Annotated in this window: 16 protein-coding genes (1 of these 16 cut by a window edge); 8 read left to right on the forward strand and 8 right to left on the reverse strand. The window is 68.0% G+C overall.

Annotation, left to right across the window (positions count from 1 at the left end; all coding sequences use genetic code 11):
- Positions 1 to 535 carry the 5' portion of a rhomboid family intramembrane serine protease gene (locus GGQ87_RS01150; RefSeq protein WP_342448280.1) on the reverse strand. Its footprint begins 89 nt before the window's first position, so the window shows 535 of its 624 coding nt (coding positions 1-535); the start codon lies at positions 533 to 535; its stop codon lies off the left edge, out of view.
- Between the two features lie 190 nt (positions 536 to 725).
- Here GGQ87_RS01150 and hfaA point away from each other — a divergent pair, with 190 nt between their 5' ends.
- The 4 genes from hfaA (at position 726) to GGQ87_RS01170 (ending at position 6,357) form a co-directional block, all read left to right on the forward strand.
- Complete coding sequence (hfaA, locus tag GGQ87_RS01155) at positions 726 to 1,160, forward strand: holdfast anchoring protein HfaA (protein ID WP_342448281.1); 435 nt, start codon at positions 726 to 728, stop codon at positions 1,158 to 1,160.
- On the forward strand, positions 1,157 to 2,170 hold the full coding sequence (gene hfaB, locus GGQ87_RS01160) for a holdfast anchoring protein HfaB (protein ID WP_168044888.1): 1,014 nt from the start codon (positions 1,157 to 1,159) through the stop codon (positions 2,168 to 2,170). The genes hfaA and hfaB overlap by 4 nt, the downstream gene beginning before the upstream one ends.
- The gene (hfaD, locus tag GGQ87_RS01165; RefSeq protein WP_168044889.1) at positions 2,097 to 3,353 is read left to right on the forward strand and encodes a holdfast anchor protein HfaD; all 1,257 of its coding nucleotides are present in this window, start codon (positions 2,097 to 2,099) and stop codon (positions 3,351 to 3,353) included. The genes hfaB and hfaD overlap by 74 nt, the downstream gene beginning before the upstream one ends.
- Before the next feature lie 133 nt (positions 3,354 to 3,486).
- Positions 3,487 to 6,357 carry a M16 family metallopeptidase gene (locus GGQ87_RS01170; protein ID WP_168044890.1) on the forward strand — a complete coding sequence of 957 codons (2,871 nt, stop codon included), beginning with the start codon at positions 3,487 to 3,489 and terminating at the stop codon, positions 6,355 to 6,357.
- 142 nt (positions 6,358 to 6,499) lie between these two features.
- On the opposite strand, the gene GGQ87_RS01175 is transcribed toward GGQ87_RS01170, so the two are convergent.
- Positions 6,500 to 7,378, reverse strand: a complete 879-nt coding sequence (locus GGQ87_RS01175) for a hypothetical protein (protein ID WP_209282370.1) — start codon at positions 7,376 to 7,378, stop codon at positions 6,500 to 6,502.
- 141 nt (positions 7,379 to 7,519) lie between these two features.
- Between GGQ87_RS01175 and GGQ87_RS01180 the strand changes: the two genes are divergently transcribed.
- On the forward strand, positions 7,520 to 8,059 hold the full coding sequence (locus GGQ87_RS01180; protein WP_168044891.1) for a PAS domain-containing protein: 540 nt from the start codon (positions 7,520 to 7,522) through the stop codon (positions 8,057 to 8,059).
- On the opposite strand, the gene GGQ87_RS01185 is transcribed toward GGQ87_RS01180, so the two are convergent.
- Positions 8,056 to 8,583, reverse strand: coding sequence for a gamma carbonic anhydrase family protein (locus GGQ87_RS01185; RefSeq protein ID WP_168044892.1), 528 nt, complete (start codon positions 8,581 to 8,583; stop codon positions 8,056 to 8,058). The two genes, GGQ87_RS01180 and GGQ87_RS01185, sit on opposite strands and share 4 nt — an antisense overlap.
- A gap of 340 nt (positions 8,584 to 8,923) precedes the next feature.
- Between GGQ87_RS01185 and GGQ87_RS01190 the strand changes: the two genes are divergently transcribed.
- Entirely contained in the window at positions 8,924 to 9,703 is a 780-nt protein-coding gene (locus GGQ87_RS01190) for a PhoH family protein (RefSeq protein WP_168044893.1), read from the forward strand.
- 216 nt (positions 9,704 to 9,919) lie between these two features.
- Here the strand turns inward: GGQ87_RS01190 and GGQ87_RS01195 are convergent, their stop codons facing one another.
- A complete protein-coding gene (locus GGQ87_RS01195) occupies positions 9,920 to 11,143 on the reverse strand; it encodes a cation:proton antiporter domain-containing protein (protein ID WP_168044894.1) in 1,224 nt (407 codons plus the stop codon).
- A gap of 168 nt (positions 11,144 to 11,311) precedes the next feature.
- Between GGQ87_RS01195 and lspA the strand changes: the two genes are divergently transcribed.
- On the forward strand, positions 11,312 to 11,821 hold the full coding sequence (gene lspA, locus GGQ87_RS01200) for a signal peptidase II (RefSeq protein ID WP_168044895.1): 510 nt from the start codon (positions 11,312 to 11,314) through the stop codon (positions 11,819 to 11,821).
- Between the two features lie 61 nt (positions 11,822 to 11,882).
- Positions 11,883 to 12,446, forward strand: coding sequence for a DUF3035 domain-containing protein (locus GGQ87_RS01205; RefSeq protein WP_168044896.1), 564 nt, complete (start codon positions 11,883 to 11,885; stop codon positions 12,444 to 12,446).
- 61 nt (positions 12,447 to 12,507) lie between these two features.
- On the opposite strand, the gene GGQ87_RS01210 is transcribed toward GGQ87_RS01205, so the two are convergent.
- From GGQ87_RS01210 to GGQ87_RS01225, 4 genes are all read right to left on the reverse strand, one after another.
- Positions 12,508 to 13,413: an EamA family transporter gene (locus GGQ87_RS01210; protein ID WP_168044897.1), complete on the reverse strand. Its 906-nt coding sequence runs from the start codon at positions 13,411 to 13,413 to the stop codon at positions 12,508 to 12,510.
- 77 nt (positions 13,414 to 13,490) lie between these two features.
- Positions 13,491 to 13,973: a single-stranded DNA-binding protein gene (gene ssb, locus GGQ87_RS01215; RefSeq protein ID WP_280644082.1), complete on the reverse strand. Its 483-nt coding sequence runs from the start codon at positions 13,971 to 13,973 to the stop codon at positions 13,491 to 13,493.
- Positions 13,974 to 14,083: 110 nt separating this feature from the next.
- Entirely contained in the window at positions 14,084 to 14,521 is a 438-nt protein-coding gene (locus tag GGQ87_RS01220; RefSeq protein WP_168044899.1) for a hypothetical protein, read from the reverse strand.
- The gene (locus GGQ87_RS01225; protein ID WP_168044900.1) at positions 14,521 to 15,186 is read right to left on the reverse strand and encodes a hypothetical protein; all 666 of its coding nucleotides are present in this window, start codon (positions 15,184 to 15,186) and stop codon (positions 14,521 to 14,523) included. Before GGQ87_RS01225 ends, GGQ87_RS01220 begins: the two co-directional genes overlap by 1 nt.
- Positions 15,187 to 15,251: the final 65 nt, after the last annotated feature.

Here is a 15,251-nt window from a genome sequence, read left to right on the forward strand (position 1 = left end):
CCCCGACGACAAACCCGAACGCGTGCGCTTCCCAGGCGATCTGGGCGCCCTCGGCGCCGGGGGCCAGTCCGACAAGGCCGGTTACGGCGTTCAGCGCCATGATCACGGCCGCCATGGACAGGAAGCGACGGTCGAGGAGTGGACGAAGGCTGCCGTCCCGCCGCCCCAGCAGGCGAATAGCCGCCCCCATCAGGCCGAATATCGCCCCCGACGCACCCACGAGGGGATCGTAGACCTCGGGATTGACCAGACCGAACCCGGCCGTCCCCGCGACGCCGCACACTATATAGAAGGCGAGAAATCCTGCGACGCCCCGCGCACGCGGCATGAGACGGGCGACGGGAGGGGCAAAGGCGAAGGCGCCGGCCGCGTTCATCGCCACATGCTCCCAGCCGCCGTGCAGGAACATCGAGGTGACCAGACCCGGCCACCAGTCTCCCCTCCAGAGAGAGGCGGCCTGAAACGCCAGCGAATAGCCGCCGTCGGGAAGCCTCTCCTGCAGCCAGTACAGCGCCGGCATGGACGCCGCGATCACCACCGCGATCGCCGGCGCTCTGAAGACGGGTTCGCGAACGGTCGCGTCGGTCAGGGTCGGCTCCGGAAGTGCGGCTGAGGTTTCAGCGTCTTACAGCTCAGCATGGCAAGCGGTTCTTAATAACCATGATCCAGATTGGGACCTGGGTTGCCTACCGACCCCTAAACCATGTTCGCGTGTGGAGGTTCTCGTGACCATCCGGCTGAAGACCATCCCCGCCCTCGTCAGCGCCGTCGCGCTGCTCGTCCCGGCCGCAGCCATGGCCCAGTCCGCCGGCTCCTCGGGCATGGGGAACTACCAGGCGGGCTATGGCGGCTCGCGCTACACCACCGCCCGCCCGCAAACCGGCTCGACCCGCGACCAGAACGGCAACCGCCTGATCGTCGACGGAATCATCCAGGCCGGAGCCAGCGCCTATTCCAGCGCCAGCGGCGGCGTCTCCTCCAGCTTCTCGGGCGCGGGTGGCCAAGGGGGCACGGCCATCGGCGGCTCCACCGCCATCGGCAACAGCCTGAACGTCGTGGTTCAGGGCAACCACAACACGGTCATCGTCAACTCGACCCAGATCAACAACGGCAATGTAACCGCCGGCACCGCCCTGAACGGCACCTTGAGGCTTCCATGATCAACGGCCAGACCGCCCGGCGTCTGAAGACGGTCGTCGCCGCTAGCGCCATCGCCGCGCTGCTCGGCGGCTGTATCTCCGCATCGGCGGGCCCGCAGGGCGTCTATGCGACGCCGATCGGCAATGCGCCGGTCACCGCCAATCCGACGCCCTACTCCGCCGCCCTCTACTGCATGGCCGACTACGCCCGGCGCTATAACCTGCCGTCGCCGCGCATGGCCGTGGGCCGGATCAGCGACTACACCGGCACGGTCTCGGCCGACGGCGGCCGTCAGATCACAGGCGGCGCCTCGCTGATGGCGATGTCGGCCCTCGCCAAGTCGGGCGCCCGCATTCTCGAACGCTACGACACCTCGGTCTCCGAGATGGAGCTGCGCTACGCCAACAACCGCCTGATCGGCGACGCCGGCCCCAACGCGCCGGACGATGTCGAATACCGCCGCATCCTCGCGGGCTCGGTCCCCGGCACCGACTTCTACATCGTCGGCGGCATCACCGAGGTGAACTACAACATCCGCTCGGGCGGCTTCGACATGGCCGCGGGTCAGGCCGCCACGGACACGCCGCTGTCCACGGCCTTCTCCGGCAAGTCGTTCGTGATGAACATCGCCATCGACCTACGGCTGGTCCAGACCACCACCCTCGAGGTCGTCGACGTCGTCTCCTACCAGAAGCAGATCATCGGGCGGGAAGTCTCGGCCGGCGTGTTCGACTTCCTGAACGGCAACGTCTTCGACATCTCCGCCGGCGAAGGCGGGCTGGAGCCGGTTCAGCTGGCGGTCCGCGCCCTGATCGAGCGGGCCACGGTCGAGTTCATGGCCAACCTCTACGGCGCACCCGGCCCGGAGATCTGCCTCTCGGCGGGTCCGGACCCGCTGGGCACCGTCGGCGCGACCGGCGGCTACTATCCGGCTTACCCCAACACGGGAACGAACAATGGCGAAACCCGCGCGGATCCGTCTCGCTGGCACGATCGCCGCGACGGTGATGTGCGCCGCAGCCGCTACTGAGGTTGCCGCGCAGACCCCGCCACCGGCGGATTCGATCGTCCTGAACGAACAGCTGCAGCTGGGCGACGTCTTCTCGCACCAGACGCTCAACGTCGTCGACGCCCAGGAACAGGTCACCGTCAGCACCTCGGCGCAAGGCAACAGCGCCTCGGGCGCCGTCGAGAACGGCTCCATTACGGTCCAGTCCGATCAGGACATGCGCGGCGATTCGGTCGCGACCACAGACATGACCCTCGGCGGCGACACCTACGGGATCGTCAACGCCACCACCCAGGCCCAGGGCAACTATCTGGCCGTCAGCGCCTATGACGCCGACCTGACGGTGGATGCGAACCAGTCCAACACCGGCGCCCTCGTCAGCGCCACCTCCCAGCTGGGTGAGGACGACGCCCGCCTGCTCGGCGGCGCGGTCATCAACGCCTCGGCCATCTCCAATACGGTCGCGGTCTACGGCGAAGGCTCCACCGTCGGCGGCTCGATCGACCAGTCCTCCTCCGCCACCGTTCGCGCCTACAACCGCATCGAGACGCAGTACATTCCGGCGGAGGCCAATGTCTCCAGCCAGGCCATCGTCAACGCGGTCCAGGTCACCAGCGGCCAGACCTCCGGCCAGAACCTCGCCATCGTCCAGACCTCGACCGGCGATTTCGTCGAGGCCGAGTCCAGCGCCAACTCCGGCAACGCCTGGGATCTGGCCGCCCGCGCCCGCGCCTCCGCCAACCAGGCCGTGCTCTACAACCAGGGCGGCTCGGTCGTGGTCGAGTCCAGCCAGGACAACACCGCCTTCGTCCGCGCCGCCGCCACCACCACCGCCTATGACTACGGCCGGGCCGAGGCTCACGCCCGCGGCGTCGCCAACGAGCTCTCGGTCGGCAACAACGACATCTACGTCGAGATCGACAACAGCCAGTTCAACTCGGGCGGCGTCGACGTCACCGCCACCTTCTCCGGCACGAACGGCTACGACGTCTATGTCGGCGCGGACGCCGTCGGGAACAGCGTCACCGGCTACGCCTGCTCCGAGTGCGAAGGCTATCTCGAAGCCCGCAACAGCCAGACCAACAGCGGCGACGTCTCGGCCACGGCCAACACCACCGTCGCCGGCTCGACCCGCGCCGTGATCACCGGCGCCAACGCGGTCGGCAACTCCGCGACCTTCTACGTCTCGCGGCCCTCACATTAATCTTCCGTAACTTGAGCGGCCCTTCCGTGTCGCTGAAAGGTTGTCAGGGGCGTCGGCGGTCGAGGATCGCGGCCCCTGAACCTTGTCCGGCGCGGCCGACCTGAGCCTCAGCGCCAATCGGAAAGATCCGCTTATGCGTTCCCCCCGTCTGCTTCTTCTCGCGGCCGCCTCGGTTGCGGTTCTCGCCACGGCCGCGCCCGCCCTCGCCCAGGTCCAGCCCAGCGAGCCCTGGGCCCAGAGCACGAGCGACATTCCCGCCGACGCCAACGTCCGCTTCGGCCAGCTCCCCAACGGCATGCGCTACGCCATCCTGCGCAACGCCACCCCGCCGGGTCAGGCCTCGCTGCGCCTGCGCATCGACGCCGGCTCGCTGATGGAGAACGAGAACCAGCTCGGCCTCGCCCACTTCATGGAGCACATGGCCTTCAACGGCACGACCAACATCCCCGAGAACGACCTGCTGCGCATCCTCGAGCGGCTCGGCTTGGCCTTTGGCGCCGACACCAACGCCTCCACCGGCTTCGACCAGACCGTCTATATGCTGGAGCTGCCCCGGACCAACGACGAGACCGTCGACACCAGCCTGCGCATCATGCGCGAACAGGTCTCGGAAGCCCTGATGGCCCCCGAGGCGGTCGATGCCGAACGCGGCGTCATCGCCGGCGAGGAACGTCTCCGCAACACCCCGGGCCTGCGTTCGATCAAGGCCCAGCTGGCCCTGCTCGCCCCCGGCCAGCGCATCTCCCAGCGCCTGCCCATCGGCGATCTGGAGATCATCCGCACCGCGCCGCGCGAACGCTTCGTCGAATTCTACGAGGCCTATTACCGCCCGTCGCGCGCGACCATGGTCGCGGTCGGCGACTTCGACGTCGACCAGATGGAAGCCAAGATCCGCGCCGCGTTCGAAAGCTGGGAGCCGAAGGGCGCCGAAGGCCCGGAGCCCGACCTGGGCACGGTCGCCCCGCGCAATCCCGAAACCCGCATCCTCGTCGAGGACGGCGTTCAGTCGTCGATCCAGCTGAACTGGATCAAGGCGCCCGACACCGATCCCGACACCGTCGCCGAGCGCCGCGACAACCTGCTGCGCAACCTCGGCGTGGCCGTTCTGAACCGGCGTCTGGGCGAGATCGCCCGCGCCGACAACCCGCCCTTCATCTCGGCCGGCGGCGGCCAGTCGACCCTAGCTGAAAGCCTCGACATCGCCTCCGTCTCCGCCCAGTTCAACCCGGGCGAATGGAAGCGTGCGCTCGAAACCATCGAGCAGGAGCAGCGCCGTCTCGTGCAGTACGGCGTGTCCGACGCCGAACTGCAGCGCGAAATCACCGACACCCGCGCCGCGCTCGAGAACGCCGTGGCCGCCGCCGCCACCCGCCGCACGCCGTCGCTGGCCAACGGCCTTGTCGGCGCGGTGAACGACGAAGAGGTGTTCTCGTCGCCCCAGACCAGTCTCGAGCTGTTCAACGCCGCCGTCGAAGGCCTGACCGCCGCCCAGGTCAATCAGGCCATCAAGCCGGTGTTCGAAGGCGGCGGCCCGCTGGCGCTGGTCGTCTCTCCGGTCGAGGTCGAGGGCGGTGAAGCCGCCGTCACCGCGGCGCTGGAGGCCTCGCGACAGGTCGCCGTCACCGCCCCCGCCGCCCAGGCCCAGCTCGACTGGCCCTACGCCAGCTTCGGCGCGCCGGGCGTGGTGCAGGAACGGCGCGAGATCGCCGAGCTCGGCGCCACCGTCGTCACCTTCGCCAACGGAGTCCGCCTGACAGTCAAGCCGACCGATTTCCGCGACGAGCAGATTCTGGTCAGCGTCCGCACCGGCATCGGCGAACTGGGCCTGCCCACCGACCGCTCGGACCCGCAGGCGCTGGCGCCGCTGATCTTCACCCAGGGCGGTCTGGGCAAGCTGACGGCCGACGAACTCAGCCGCGTGCTGAACGGCCGCATCTATTCCGCGGGCTTCGGCGTCGACAGCGACACCTACAGCCTGTCCGGCGCGACCCGCCCGGCGGACTTCGGCCTCGAGATGCAGGTTCTCACCGCCTATCTGACCGACCCGGGCCTGCGCCCGGCGCCGTTCCAGCAGATCAAGGCCTTCTTCCCGCAGATCGTCGCCCAGCAGATGGCCACCCCCGGCGGCGCCTTCCAGCTGCAGGCTTCCGGCCTTCTGGCCAGCGGCGACAAGCGTCAGTCCTTCCCGACCGCCGCCGACGTCGCCTCCTGGACCATCGAGGACATGCGCGCAGGTGTGACGCGCGGCCTGTCCTCCGGTCTGATCGATGTCGTCGTCGTCGGCGACGTGACGGTCGAGCACGCCATCGCCGCGGTCGCCCCGACCCTCGGCGCCCTGCCGGCCCGTGGTCCGGACCCTCAACCCGCCCCCGGCGCGACGGTGCTTCGCTTCCCGGCCGGCGTCGCCGAGCCGGTCCAGCTGAACCACACCGGTCCCGCCGAACAGGCGCTCGGCTACATCGCATGGCCGACCACCGACGCCATCGGCGACCGCACCGAGTCGCGTCAGGTCTCGATCCTCTCGGAGGTGCTCAAGCTCCGCGTGCTCGAGGAAATCCGCGAGAAGCAGGCTCTGGCCTATTCCCCCGGGGTCGGCGCCAGCGCCTCGGATGTCTACGAGGACTATGGCTCCATCTCGATCACCGCCCAGACGGCGACCGACGCCCTGCCCGCCTTCTATGCGGCGGTGGATTCGATCGTCGCCGGCCTGCGCGACGCGCCGGTGTCCGAGGACGAGCTCAACCGCGCCCGTCTGCCGGTCATCGAATCGCTGCGCCGTAGCCAGGCCAGCAACGAATACTGGCTCGGCCAACTCGCTGACGTGGCGGTCAAACCGGATGAGGTCCAGCAGACGCTGACCCACATCTCGGACCTCGAGACGATCACGCCGGCCGACATCCAGCGTCTGGCCCGCCAATACCTGCGGCCCGAGACGGCCTGGCGCGCGACTGTCACCTCGTCCCGCCCGGCCGCGGCTCCCGCAGCGGCTCCGGCCGCCCAGTAAGCCGCCCGGCAGGACGCGAAAAAAGGCCCCGGTCCTTGCGGATCGGGGCCAGTCGCTTCTCAGGATCGTCGACAGAGCCGACGTTGATCAATCTAGGCCTCGCCGGCTGACGGCGGGCTGAACGCCGTTGTTCAGATGGGCGTCAGAATACCCGCCCACCCACGCCGCCATCCAGCGTCATGGTCGCGCCCGAAACGGCTATGCCCTGCTGCTCGACGACTTCCTCGCGGTACTCGGTGTAGATCTCTTCCCGGATCATGGTCAGGATCTTCACGCCCGCGCCGTAGCGGCGCAGCAGCGAACGCTCGTTGCATTCGCGCTCGGCCTTCTGGGAGCGGCATTCGACCTGTCCGCCGCGACCGTGCCACAGCGCCTCGCCCTTGCGGCAATCCATCGTCTCGCCGTGGCCGAAGTCGGCGTCGCTGACATATTCGGCCCAGGTGTACTGCAGCCGCGTTCCGGCGAGGCAGCGATACAGTTCGCCTTCGTAATCTGCGTCCACGTCACGGTCAGGGCGGACCTGCGAGGCCGGATGCGGCACGTCGCGGTCGTCGATGCAGAAGGCGCGGATCACGACCCGCTTCTCCCACCGGCGACGCGCCTCATAAGGGACGCGCACGACCTGGCGCACGCGGGCGCCCTCGACGTTCAGGCCGTTGATCGTGGTCGGATAGGGCTGGTCGACCGTCACATAGGCCGAGCCGCCCCCCGAGACCCAGACGCTGCCGCCCGCGCGGGCGTTCAGTCCGGCCCGGCTGCGCGCGCTCGCGTCGGCGCTGGCGTTGACGTTCACATTGACGTTGAAGTCGCCGCCGCCGCCGCAGCACGGCGGAGCCGGCGGCTGCTCGCAGCAGGGAGGCGGCGGGGGCGGCGGGGGCGGGGGCGGCGGCGGCGGCTGGCAGCACGGCGGCGGGGGCGGCGGGCAGCCTTGCCCGCATTGCGCCGCAGCAGTTCCAGCGACCGCCGTCACGGCGACGAACGCCGCCAGACCCGGGGCCCAGTTCATGATCCGCACCCGCATGGGCCGACCTCCACATTGAGTCTTCGCCGCTCATCCAAGACGCGAGCCGCTCCAGACTGCATCTGAACCGCAAAAGCCTTTCGTTTCCGTTGCTTTTCGCCCGGCCCGCTCCTTGCGGCGCAGAGGTCAGAGGCCGAGGCGATGTTTCACCCTGATACGCAGTTCCTGATCGACCACTGGACCGCCCTGTCGCGCGGACCCGGGGCGCGTGGCGGAATCCCCGACCGCGCCGCTATCCAACCGGACGCGCTGGGACTGCGCCTGCCGCGGGCGTTCGTGGCGCGCCGGAACGGCGATGACGCCGTCATTCGTCTGGCCGGAAGCTGGATCGAAGGCTTCCACGGCGAGGCCTTGAAGGACCGGTCGCTGCTGCCCCTGTGGCGCGCCGCCTCGCGTCCGCTGGTGTCCACCGCCCTGACACAAACCGTCCGCGAGGGTCGCCCCGTGGTGATCGTCGCCCTCGCCGGCGCCATCGGCGCGCAGATCGAGATCACTCTCCTGCCCTTGCGCGGCCCGTCAGGACAGCCGGATCGCCTGCTCGGCCTCTATGCGCCGGCGGCAACCCTCACGCTCGCCGCCGACGAGCCTCGCCTGCTGACCGCTCGCGTCTCGATCGGTGTGGGAGAGGCCGCGCGCGCTCCGCTCAGCCTCGCCGCGGTCGGCGGCCGCCGGATCGCCTAGGCCGGCTTCAGGTCCGTCAGATAGCGCTTCCAGTTCTGCACATAGTGGGCGGCGGACGCCTTCAGCGCCTCGATCTGACCCGGCTCCAACTGCCGCACCACCTTGCCCGGCTGACCCATGACGAGTGAGTTGTCCGGGATCACCTTGCCCTCGGTGATCAGGGCGTTGGCGCCGATCAGGCAGTTCTTCCCGATCTTCGCCCGACCCAGAACCACCGCCCCGATCCCGATCAGGCTGTTGTCGCCGATCTCGCAGCTGTGCAGCATCACCATATGTCCGACCGTCACCCCGTCGCCGATGGTCAGGGGCTCGCCGGGGTCGGAATGCAGCACGCTGCCGTCCTGGATATTGGTGTCACGCCCTATTGTGATGGGATCGTTGTCGCCGCGAACCACAGCCCCGAACCAGACGCTGGCGCCGGGCTTGAGAATCACTTCTCCTATGACGGTTGCAGTCGGCGCCACCCAGTATTCGCCCTCCGGGGGAAGCTGCGGTTTCTTGTCACCTAGACTGTAAACATTCATCACAACACCGTCATTTCTAAAGAAACCAAGGGCTTTAAGCTCTCGTAAACCACGCTAGCATCAGAGTGTAGATGCGATTCGAGGTCGCCATTTCGGCCCCGGATCCGAAGCCGGATCAAGCCCGGTCCGGTCAGCTCGGGAGGACGCGCGTGACGCGTTCCGGTCGGCGGATGTTTCCGCTGGAGTTTGGTTCCTCCTCCGACCCGGGCGGGTGCGTTGCATCCTCTGTCTCCCTCCTCCCCATCCTCGTCCAAGGCGATGCTTTTTCGGCGTCGCCTTTTTTCATGCCCGCCGGCGACGCGCCTTCTGCGTCGCCGTTTTTCATGCCCCGGAGGCGTCCATGACCAAGCGTGCGGCAATCAAGCGTCAGACCCGCGACCTGTCCCGTGAGCACGGGGTGCTGGATTCGCGGCAGTTCATCGATGACGCCAAGGTCAGGCGGCTGCCGACCCATGCCGGCTGGTCGCCCTATCCCTCCAACGACGACCGTGACCAGGCCTATCTGAAGACGCTGAAGCCGAAGTCCGAAGGTCAGGCCGAATTGATGACGATGATCGATCATCACAATCTGGTCCTCGCCCTCGGCCCGGCAGGCACGGGCAAGACCTATCTCGCCGTCGCCAAGGCGGTCGAGGCGCTTGAGGCCGGCAAGGTCGGCCGCATCGTCCTGAGCCGTCCCGCGGTCGAGGCCGGCGAGTCGATCGGCTTCCTGCCGGGCGACATGGAGGACAAGCTGGCTCCCTATCTGCGGCCTCTCTACGACGCCCTGTCCGACCGCCTCTCGATGAAGCGGGTCAAGGCGCTGATGGCCGAGGGCCTGATCGAGATCGCCCCGATCGGCTACATGCGTGGCCGGACCCTGAACAACGCCTTCATCGTCGTCGACGAGGCCCAGAACTGCACCTACGTCCAGCTCAAGATGCTGCTGACCCGCCTCGGCTGGCACTCGACGATGGTCGTCACCGGCGACCCGCAGCAGTCGGACCTCCTGCCCGGCATCTCCGGCCTGTCCGACATCGCCGAGCGTCTCGTTGCGGTGCCCGACATCGCCGTCATCAAGCTGGCCGAGCGCGACATCGTTCGCCACCCGCTGGTTGCAAGCATGATCGGGGTGCTCTGAGCGCCCACGACCGATTCTGACGCAGGTTCATGGCAGACTGGCTCATGGACCTGCTCAGGCGCCGAACGGCCGCGTCCGACTGTGATTTTCCGGGGCTGAACGGACTCTATGGACGCAGTGGACGCATCGGACTCTTCGGACTCTTCGGACTCTTCGGACCCAATTTTTCGCCGTTTTACCCGGGTATAATCCGGGGCTCGTCAGCCTCGGCGGAGCTCAGATCAGGTCCGTCACCCGCGGCGGCTCCGGCGGGGCCAGAACCGGCCGTCCGCCCATCCTGTCGATCAGGGCGAAGACGAACGGGTTCAGCGATATCGACAGCAGGGCGGCCGCCAGGATCAGGTCGTGCGTCTCCTGCCGCATCCCGCCCAGGCTGACGCTCAGGGCCGCCAGAATGAAGGAGAACTCGCCGATCTGGGCCAGCGACGCGGCCACCGTCAGGGTCGTCGCCCGATCCCGCCTGAAGGCCGTTGTGATGGCCATCGCCGCCAGCGACTTGCCGACGATGACGATGGCCAGCACCCCCAGCACCGCCAGTGGCTCCCTCACGAGGATCGAGGGATCGAACAGCATCCCCACCGACACGAAGAACAGCACCGCAAAGGCGTCCCGCAACGGCAGCGACCGCTCAGCCGCATTGTGCCCCAGCGGCGAACTGTTGAGCACCAGCCCCGCCAGGAACGCCCCCAGCGCGAACGAATGGAACAGGGCATAGGCCACCCACGCGATGCCCAGTGCGATAGCCAGCACGCCCAGCGTGAACAGCTCCCGCGACTTGGTGTGGGCGATCCGTACAAGGACCCACGGCAGCACCCGCGCGCCCACCACCAGCATGACCGCGCTGAACCCCGCCACCTTGAACAGCGTCCAGCCGATCGAGGCCGCCAGCTCGCCGCCGCTCAGCGTCTCGCCCGGCTGGATGATCAGCAGCGGCAACACGACCAAGGCGATGACGATCACGAGGTCCTCGACGATCAGCCAGCCCATCGCCAGCCGCCCGACGTCGCCCCGCACCTGTTTCCGTTCCTCCAGCGCCCGCAGCAGAACGACGGTGGACGCCACCGACAGGGCGAACCCCATCAGCACCGCCTCGAGGTCGCTCAGCTTCATCAACCAGCGGCCCATGGCCCATCCCAGCGCCGTCGCCGCGGAGATCTGCACCAGCGCACCCGGTATGGCGACCTTGCGAACCTTCATCAGGTCCGCCAGCGAGAAATGCAGCCCCACCCCGAACATCAGCAGGATGACCCCCACCTCCGCCAGTTGCGGCGCCAGTTCCGTGTCCGCGACGAAGCCGATCGTATGGGGCCCGACGACGATCCCGGCGACCAGATAACCCACCAGCGGAGACAGCTTGAGCCGGTTGGCCAACATGCCGAACACGAAGGCCAGCACGAAGCCGCCGACCAGGGTGAGGATCAGGCTGTCGGCATGCGGCATCGGCTCTCCTTGCAGGGTACAGAACGAACTTGAGCGAACCCTGCAATTGAGGCCTGCGGCCGGGTCAGGCAACCTTCACCGCCTGCCCTGCGTCCACGCGACACGATTGCCCCTTCGCGACCGGCGCGCGGACTGCTAACCGGGCGATCTCACCACTCAGCGATCCGAATGAAAATCCCGCGCATCACCCTGGCCGCCTACGGCTTCGCCCTCCTCATCGTCGTCGTCGACCAGCTGATCAAGGCTTGGGTCCTGAACGGACTGGGTCTGCAGTACGAGGGCCAGTCGCACCCGGTGATGGACCCGGTGTTCAACATCACCCTCGTCCACAACGAGGGCGTCAGCTTCGGCCTGTTCGGCGACGGCTCGGCCCGATGGATGCTCAGTGTCTTCTCGATCGCCGTGGCCGGCGTTCTTGGCTGGTGGGCGCTGAAGGCCGATCGCCGCCTGCTGGTCACCGCCGTCGGCCTGATCATGGGCGGGGCCATCGGCAACGTCATTGACCGCATCCGGTTCGGCTGGGTGGTCGACTTCCTCGACTTCTCCGGGACGGGCTTCTTCCCTTGGGTGTTCAACATCGCCGACAGCGCCATCACCATCGGTGTGATCCTGCTCATCCTCGACAGCCTGCTGTCCGAAAGGGCGGCCAAGGTTGGCGTGGCCGCCGAAAAGTCGTAATCAGCCGCTTCCTCTAGGGTCTACGCGCGCGCCTGCCTGGCGCGCCCAACCGAGATTGACCATGCGCCTTACCCGCACAGCCCTACTGACCCTCGCCGCATCGGCTCTCGTGCTGGGCGGGTGCGGCAGCATGCGCAACAGCATCGGCCTGACCAAGGTCACGCCGGACGAGTTCCTGACCGTCTCGACCGCGCCCCTGACGGTGCCGCCGGAATACGGCCTGCGTCCGCCCGCGCCGGGCCAGCCGCGCCCGCAGGAGCTCGCGCCTGAATCCGCCGCCCGCCAGATCCTGCTGGGCCAGCGCCAGGCCGTCACCCGTTCGCCGGGCGAACAAATCCTCGTCGCTCAGGCCGGCGGCGACCGCGCCGATCCCCTCGCCCGCTACGTCGTTGATGACGAGTTCGGCGACCTGGCTCACAAGGAAGAGGGCTGGGCCAACCGCATCCTGTTCTGGCGCCGCGACGACGCCGCCTCGCAGGCGCCGACCACCTCCCAGACCGCCAACGGCGCTGTGACCATCGACGCCGCCAGCGAATACGCCCGCATGCAAGCCCTGACGGGCGGCCGCGCCGGCATCGTCATCGCGCCGCGCCGCGACACCGGCTTCAAGCTTCCCGGCCTCTAGGACCGGCTGTCATCTCATTGAAGGGGCCCGGACGCGTCGGCATCCGGGCCTTTTTCATTGTTCAGGCCTTGGCCGCACCGGCCCTGAGCCCACGCTCCGCCAACGCCACGACCGCCACTCCTCCGATCGTCAGCCCGGCGCCGGTCAGGATCTGCACGGACAGTACGTCGCCCATCAGCAGCCAGCCGATCAGGATCGACACCACCGGCGTCGCCAGCAGATAGGGCGTCACCCGCCCGGCCTCGCGTTTCTGGACAAGCCAGAACACCAGCGTCGTCGCCAGCACCGACGACACCAGCCCGGCCCAGACGACGCAGGCCCAGACGATGGCGTCGGCCTCCCGGATCGCCGCCCACTGTCCCCGTTCGAACACAGCCGAACCGAAGGCCAGGCTCGGCAACGCGACCAAGGCCAGCAGCCCCTGCATTTTCAGCGGCGGGATCGAGGTGGTGCGGCGCGCGATCACGGTCGTCATGGCCCACGCCGCGCTGGCTGCGATGCCCACCAGGATGGCTTTCCAGTCGGCGATGGCGTGCGGGTCCAGCGTCATCCACGCCACCCCGGCGAAGGCCACCCCCATGCCGATCAGGGCGAACCGCGACAGCCGCTCGCCCAGCAGGACGAAGGCGAACAGGGCCGTGAACGGCACCCACAGCTGGGCCGCGACCGACACCGGGCTGACGTCCTGCGCCATCCAGAAAGCCAGATAGATCAGGCCGTAGTGCACCGGACCGCCGAGCCCCACGATGATCAGCAGGCTTTTCCAGTTCGGGAAGGGCGGCCGCACGAACGGAACCAGACACGCCGCGGCGATGGCGAACCGCAGCGCGCCCACGAGCAGCGGCGGCATGGTCTCCGTGGCCAGTTTGGCGGCCGCGTTGTTGACGCCCCAGATCACCACCACCGCGACGATGGCGGCGACCTCGACGAGGCTGAGCGGGCTGTGGGGCTTGTCCGGTGTGATCACAGTCCGGCTATGCCATGCGCGACGCGGGGGCGCCCCTCAAAGCCGGTAACGGACCGTTTCGCCCCGCTATGCCCGGGTCAGAACGGGATGTCGTCGTTCAGGTCGTAGCTTTCCTTCGGACCGCTCGGCTTGTTGGCGCCGCCGGTCGAGAAGCCCGACGAATAGTCGTCGTCCCCGCCGCGCGATGCGCCGCCGCCACCGCCACCGCCGTCGCGGCCGCCCAGCATCGTCAGTTCGCCGCGGAACTTCTGCAGCACGATTTCGGTGGTGTATTTCTCGACGCCGGCCTGCTCGTACTTTCGGGTCTGCAGCGATCCCTCGATGTAAACCGTCGAGCCCTTCTTGAGGTAGTTCTCGGCCACCTTGACGATGTTCTCGTTGAAGATGACCACGCGGTGCCACTCGGTCTTCTCCTTGCGCTCGCCGGTGGCCTTGTCGCGCCACTGCTCCGAGGTCGCGAGCGAGAGGTTGGCGACCCGTTCGCCGGAGTTGAGCGTGCGGATCTCCGGGTCCTTGCCCAGATTGCCGACCAGAATGACCTTGTTGACGCTGCCAGCCATCATCGAATTCCTTTTGTGAGCCCCTCGTGCTTCGCACCGTTGGAGGCCGGTTTTTTGATTTCACGCGCCGCAATCTAGCCGATGACGGAGCGATGTTCCAGATTTGTTCTCTATTGCCCGGGAAGGGGCGGCGGCGCGGCGACACCGACCGGCCGACCGGTCTCGTCCCTCACGATCGCGCCCGGCATGGCCAACCGGCCGTCGCCGGTACGAGCCAGGAAGATGAAGCGTGAACCGTCCAGCGTCTTGCCGAGCCACACCCCTTCTTGGTCGATGAAGATGTACTGGCCCTGATAGGCGCCGGTGACCTCCTGGCGATTCCCACCCTGCCGCAGGAAGCGCACGCGCATCTCTTCCAGCCGGGCCGCGCAGTACTCGATCTGCGGCTGGCCTTCGGCCAGTTTGTTGAACACCGGAGGCTCGCCCTCCTTGCCCATTTCGACCGCGAAGCAGACGCCCTGTTCATAGGGCGCTTCGACCGCGTTACTGCAGGCCGAAATCGTCAGGGCGCCGACGCCGGCGGCAAGCAGAAGGGGAACGCGGTTCATCAACGAAGGTCCGGGAACTGGCAGCTCTGGTTCTGTTCGACCAGGGTGCTGAAGCGGTTGTTGTCAGGCGATTGTTCGACCCGGCGCGGCACCAGCCGCAGGGTCGTGTTGCCCCAACGGCCATAGAGGGCGTCGCCGGGTCGCACGCAGGTGCCGGAGTAGAGCGCCTGCACACAGGCGTTCAGGCTCATGTTGGACGACAGGGCGCGCCAGTCCGAGCCCGTGTGCCGCAGGCACTGCGAGCCGCTCGCCATCTGCGCAGCCGGCTGTTCGGCCTGACCCGGCTCGGGCGTTTCGACAATCGGTTGCGTGCCGGCGTCGACCACCTCGACCGGCGGCTCGATCACGGGCGCGGCGGGCAGAGCGACCAAGGCCCCCGTCTCATCGACGCCAACATCGAGAGCATCGGTAGCCAGACCGTTGCGGCGTGCACAGTCCGCCAGCGTCGCCATCCCTGCGAACTGCCCATCGACGTAGCAACGCAGCTCCCGGGTCGTGTTCAGCTCGGGCGCATCGGCGAGGTCGACGGTGAGTCCGCCCTGCGCCGCCGGCGGCGGAGCGGGATCACGGTCGCGGCCGCCCGAGAATAAGAGCGCGATCACCACCGCAGCCACAACCGCAAGGCCGGCGCCGATGGCGATGAGGATGCGGTTGTCCTGGGGCATGAAGGGCTCGCGCGGCTGGAGAGTCCAATAACCCCGCCGGGCTATGCCGCGTCAACGGCCTTGGT

Origin of the sequence: Brevundimonas alba (assembly GCF_011927945.1) — a bacterium.
GTDB lineage: Bacteria > Pseudomonadota > Alphaproteobacteria > Caulobacterales > Caulobacteraceae > Brevundimonas > Brevundimonas alba.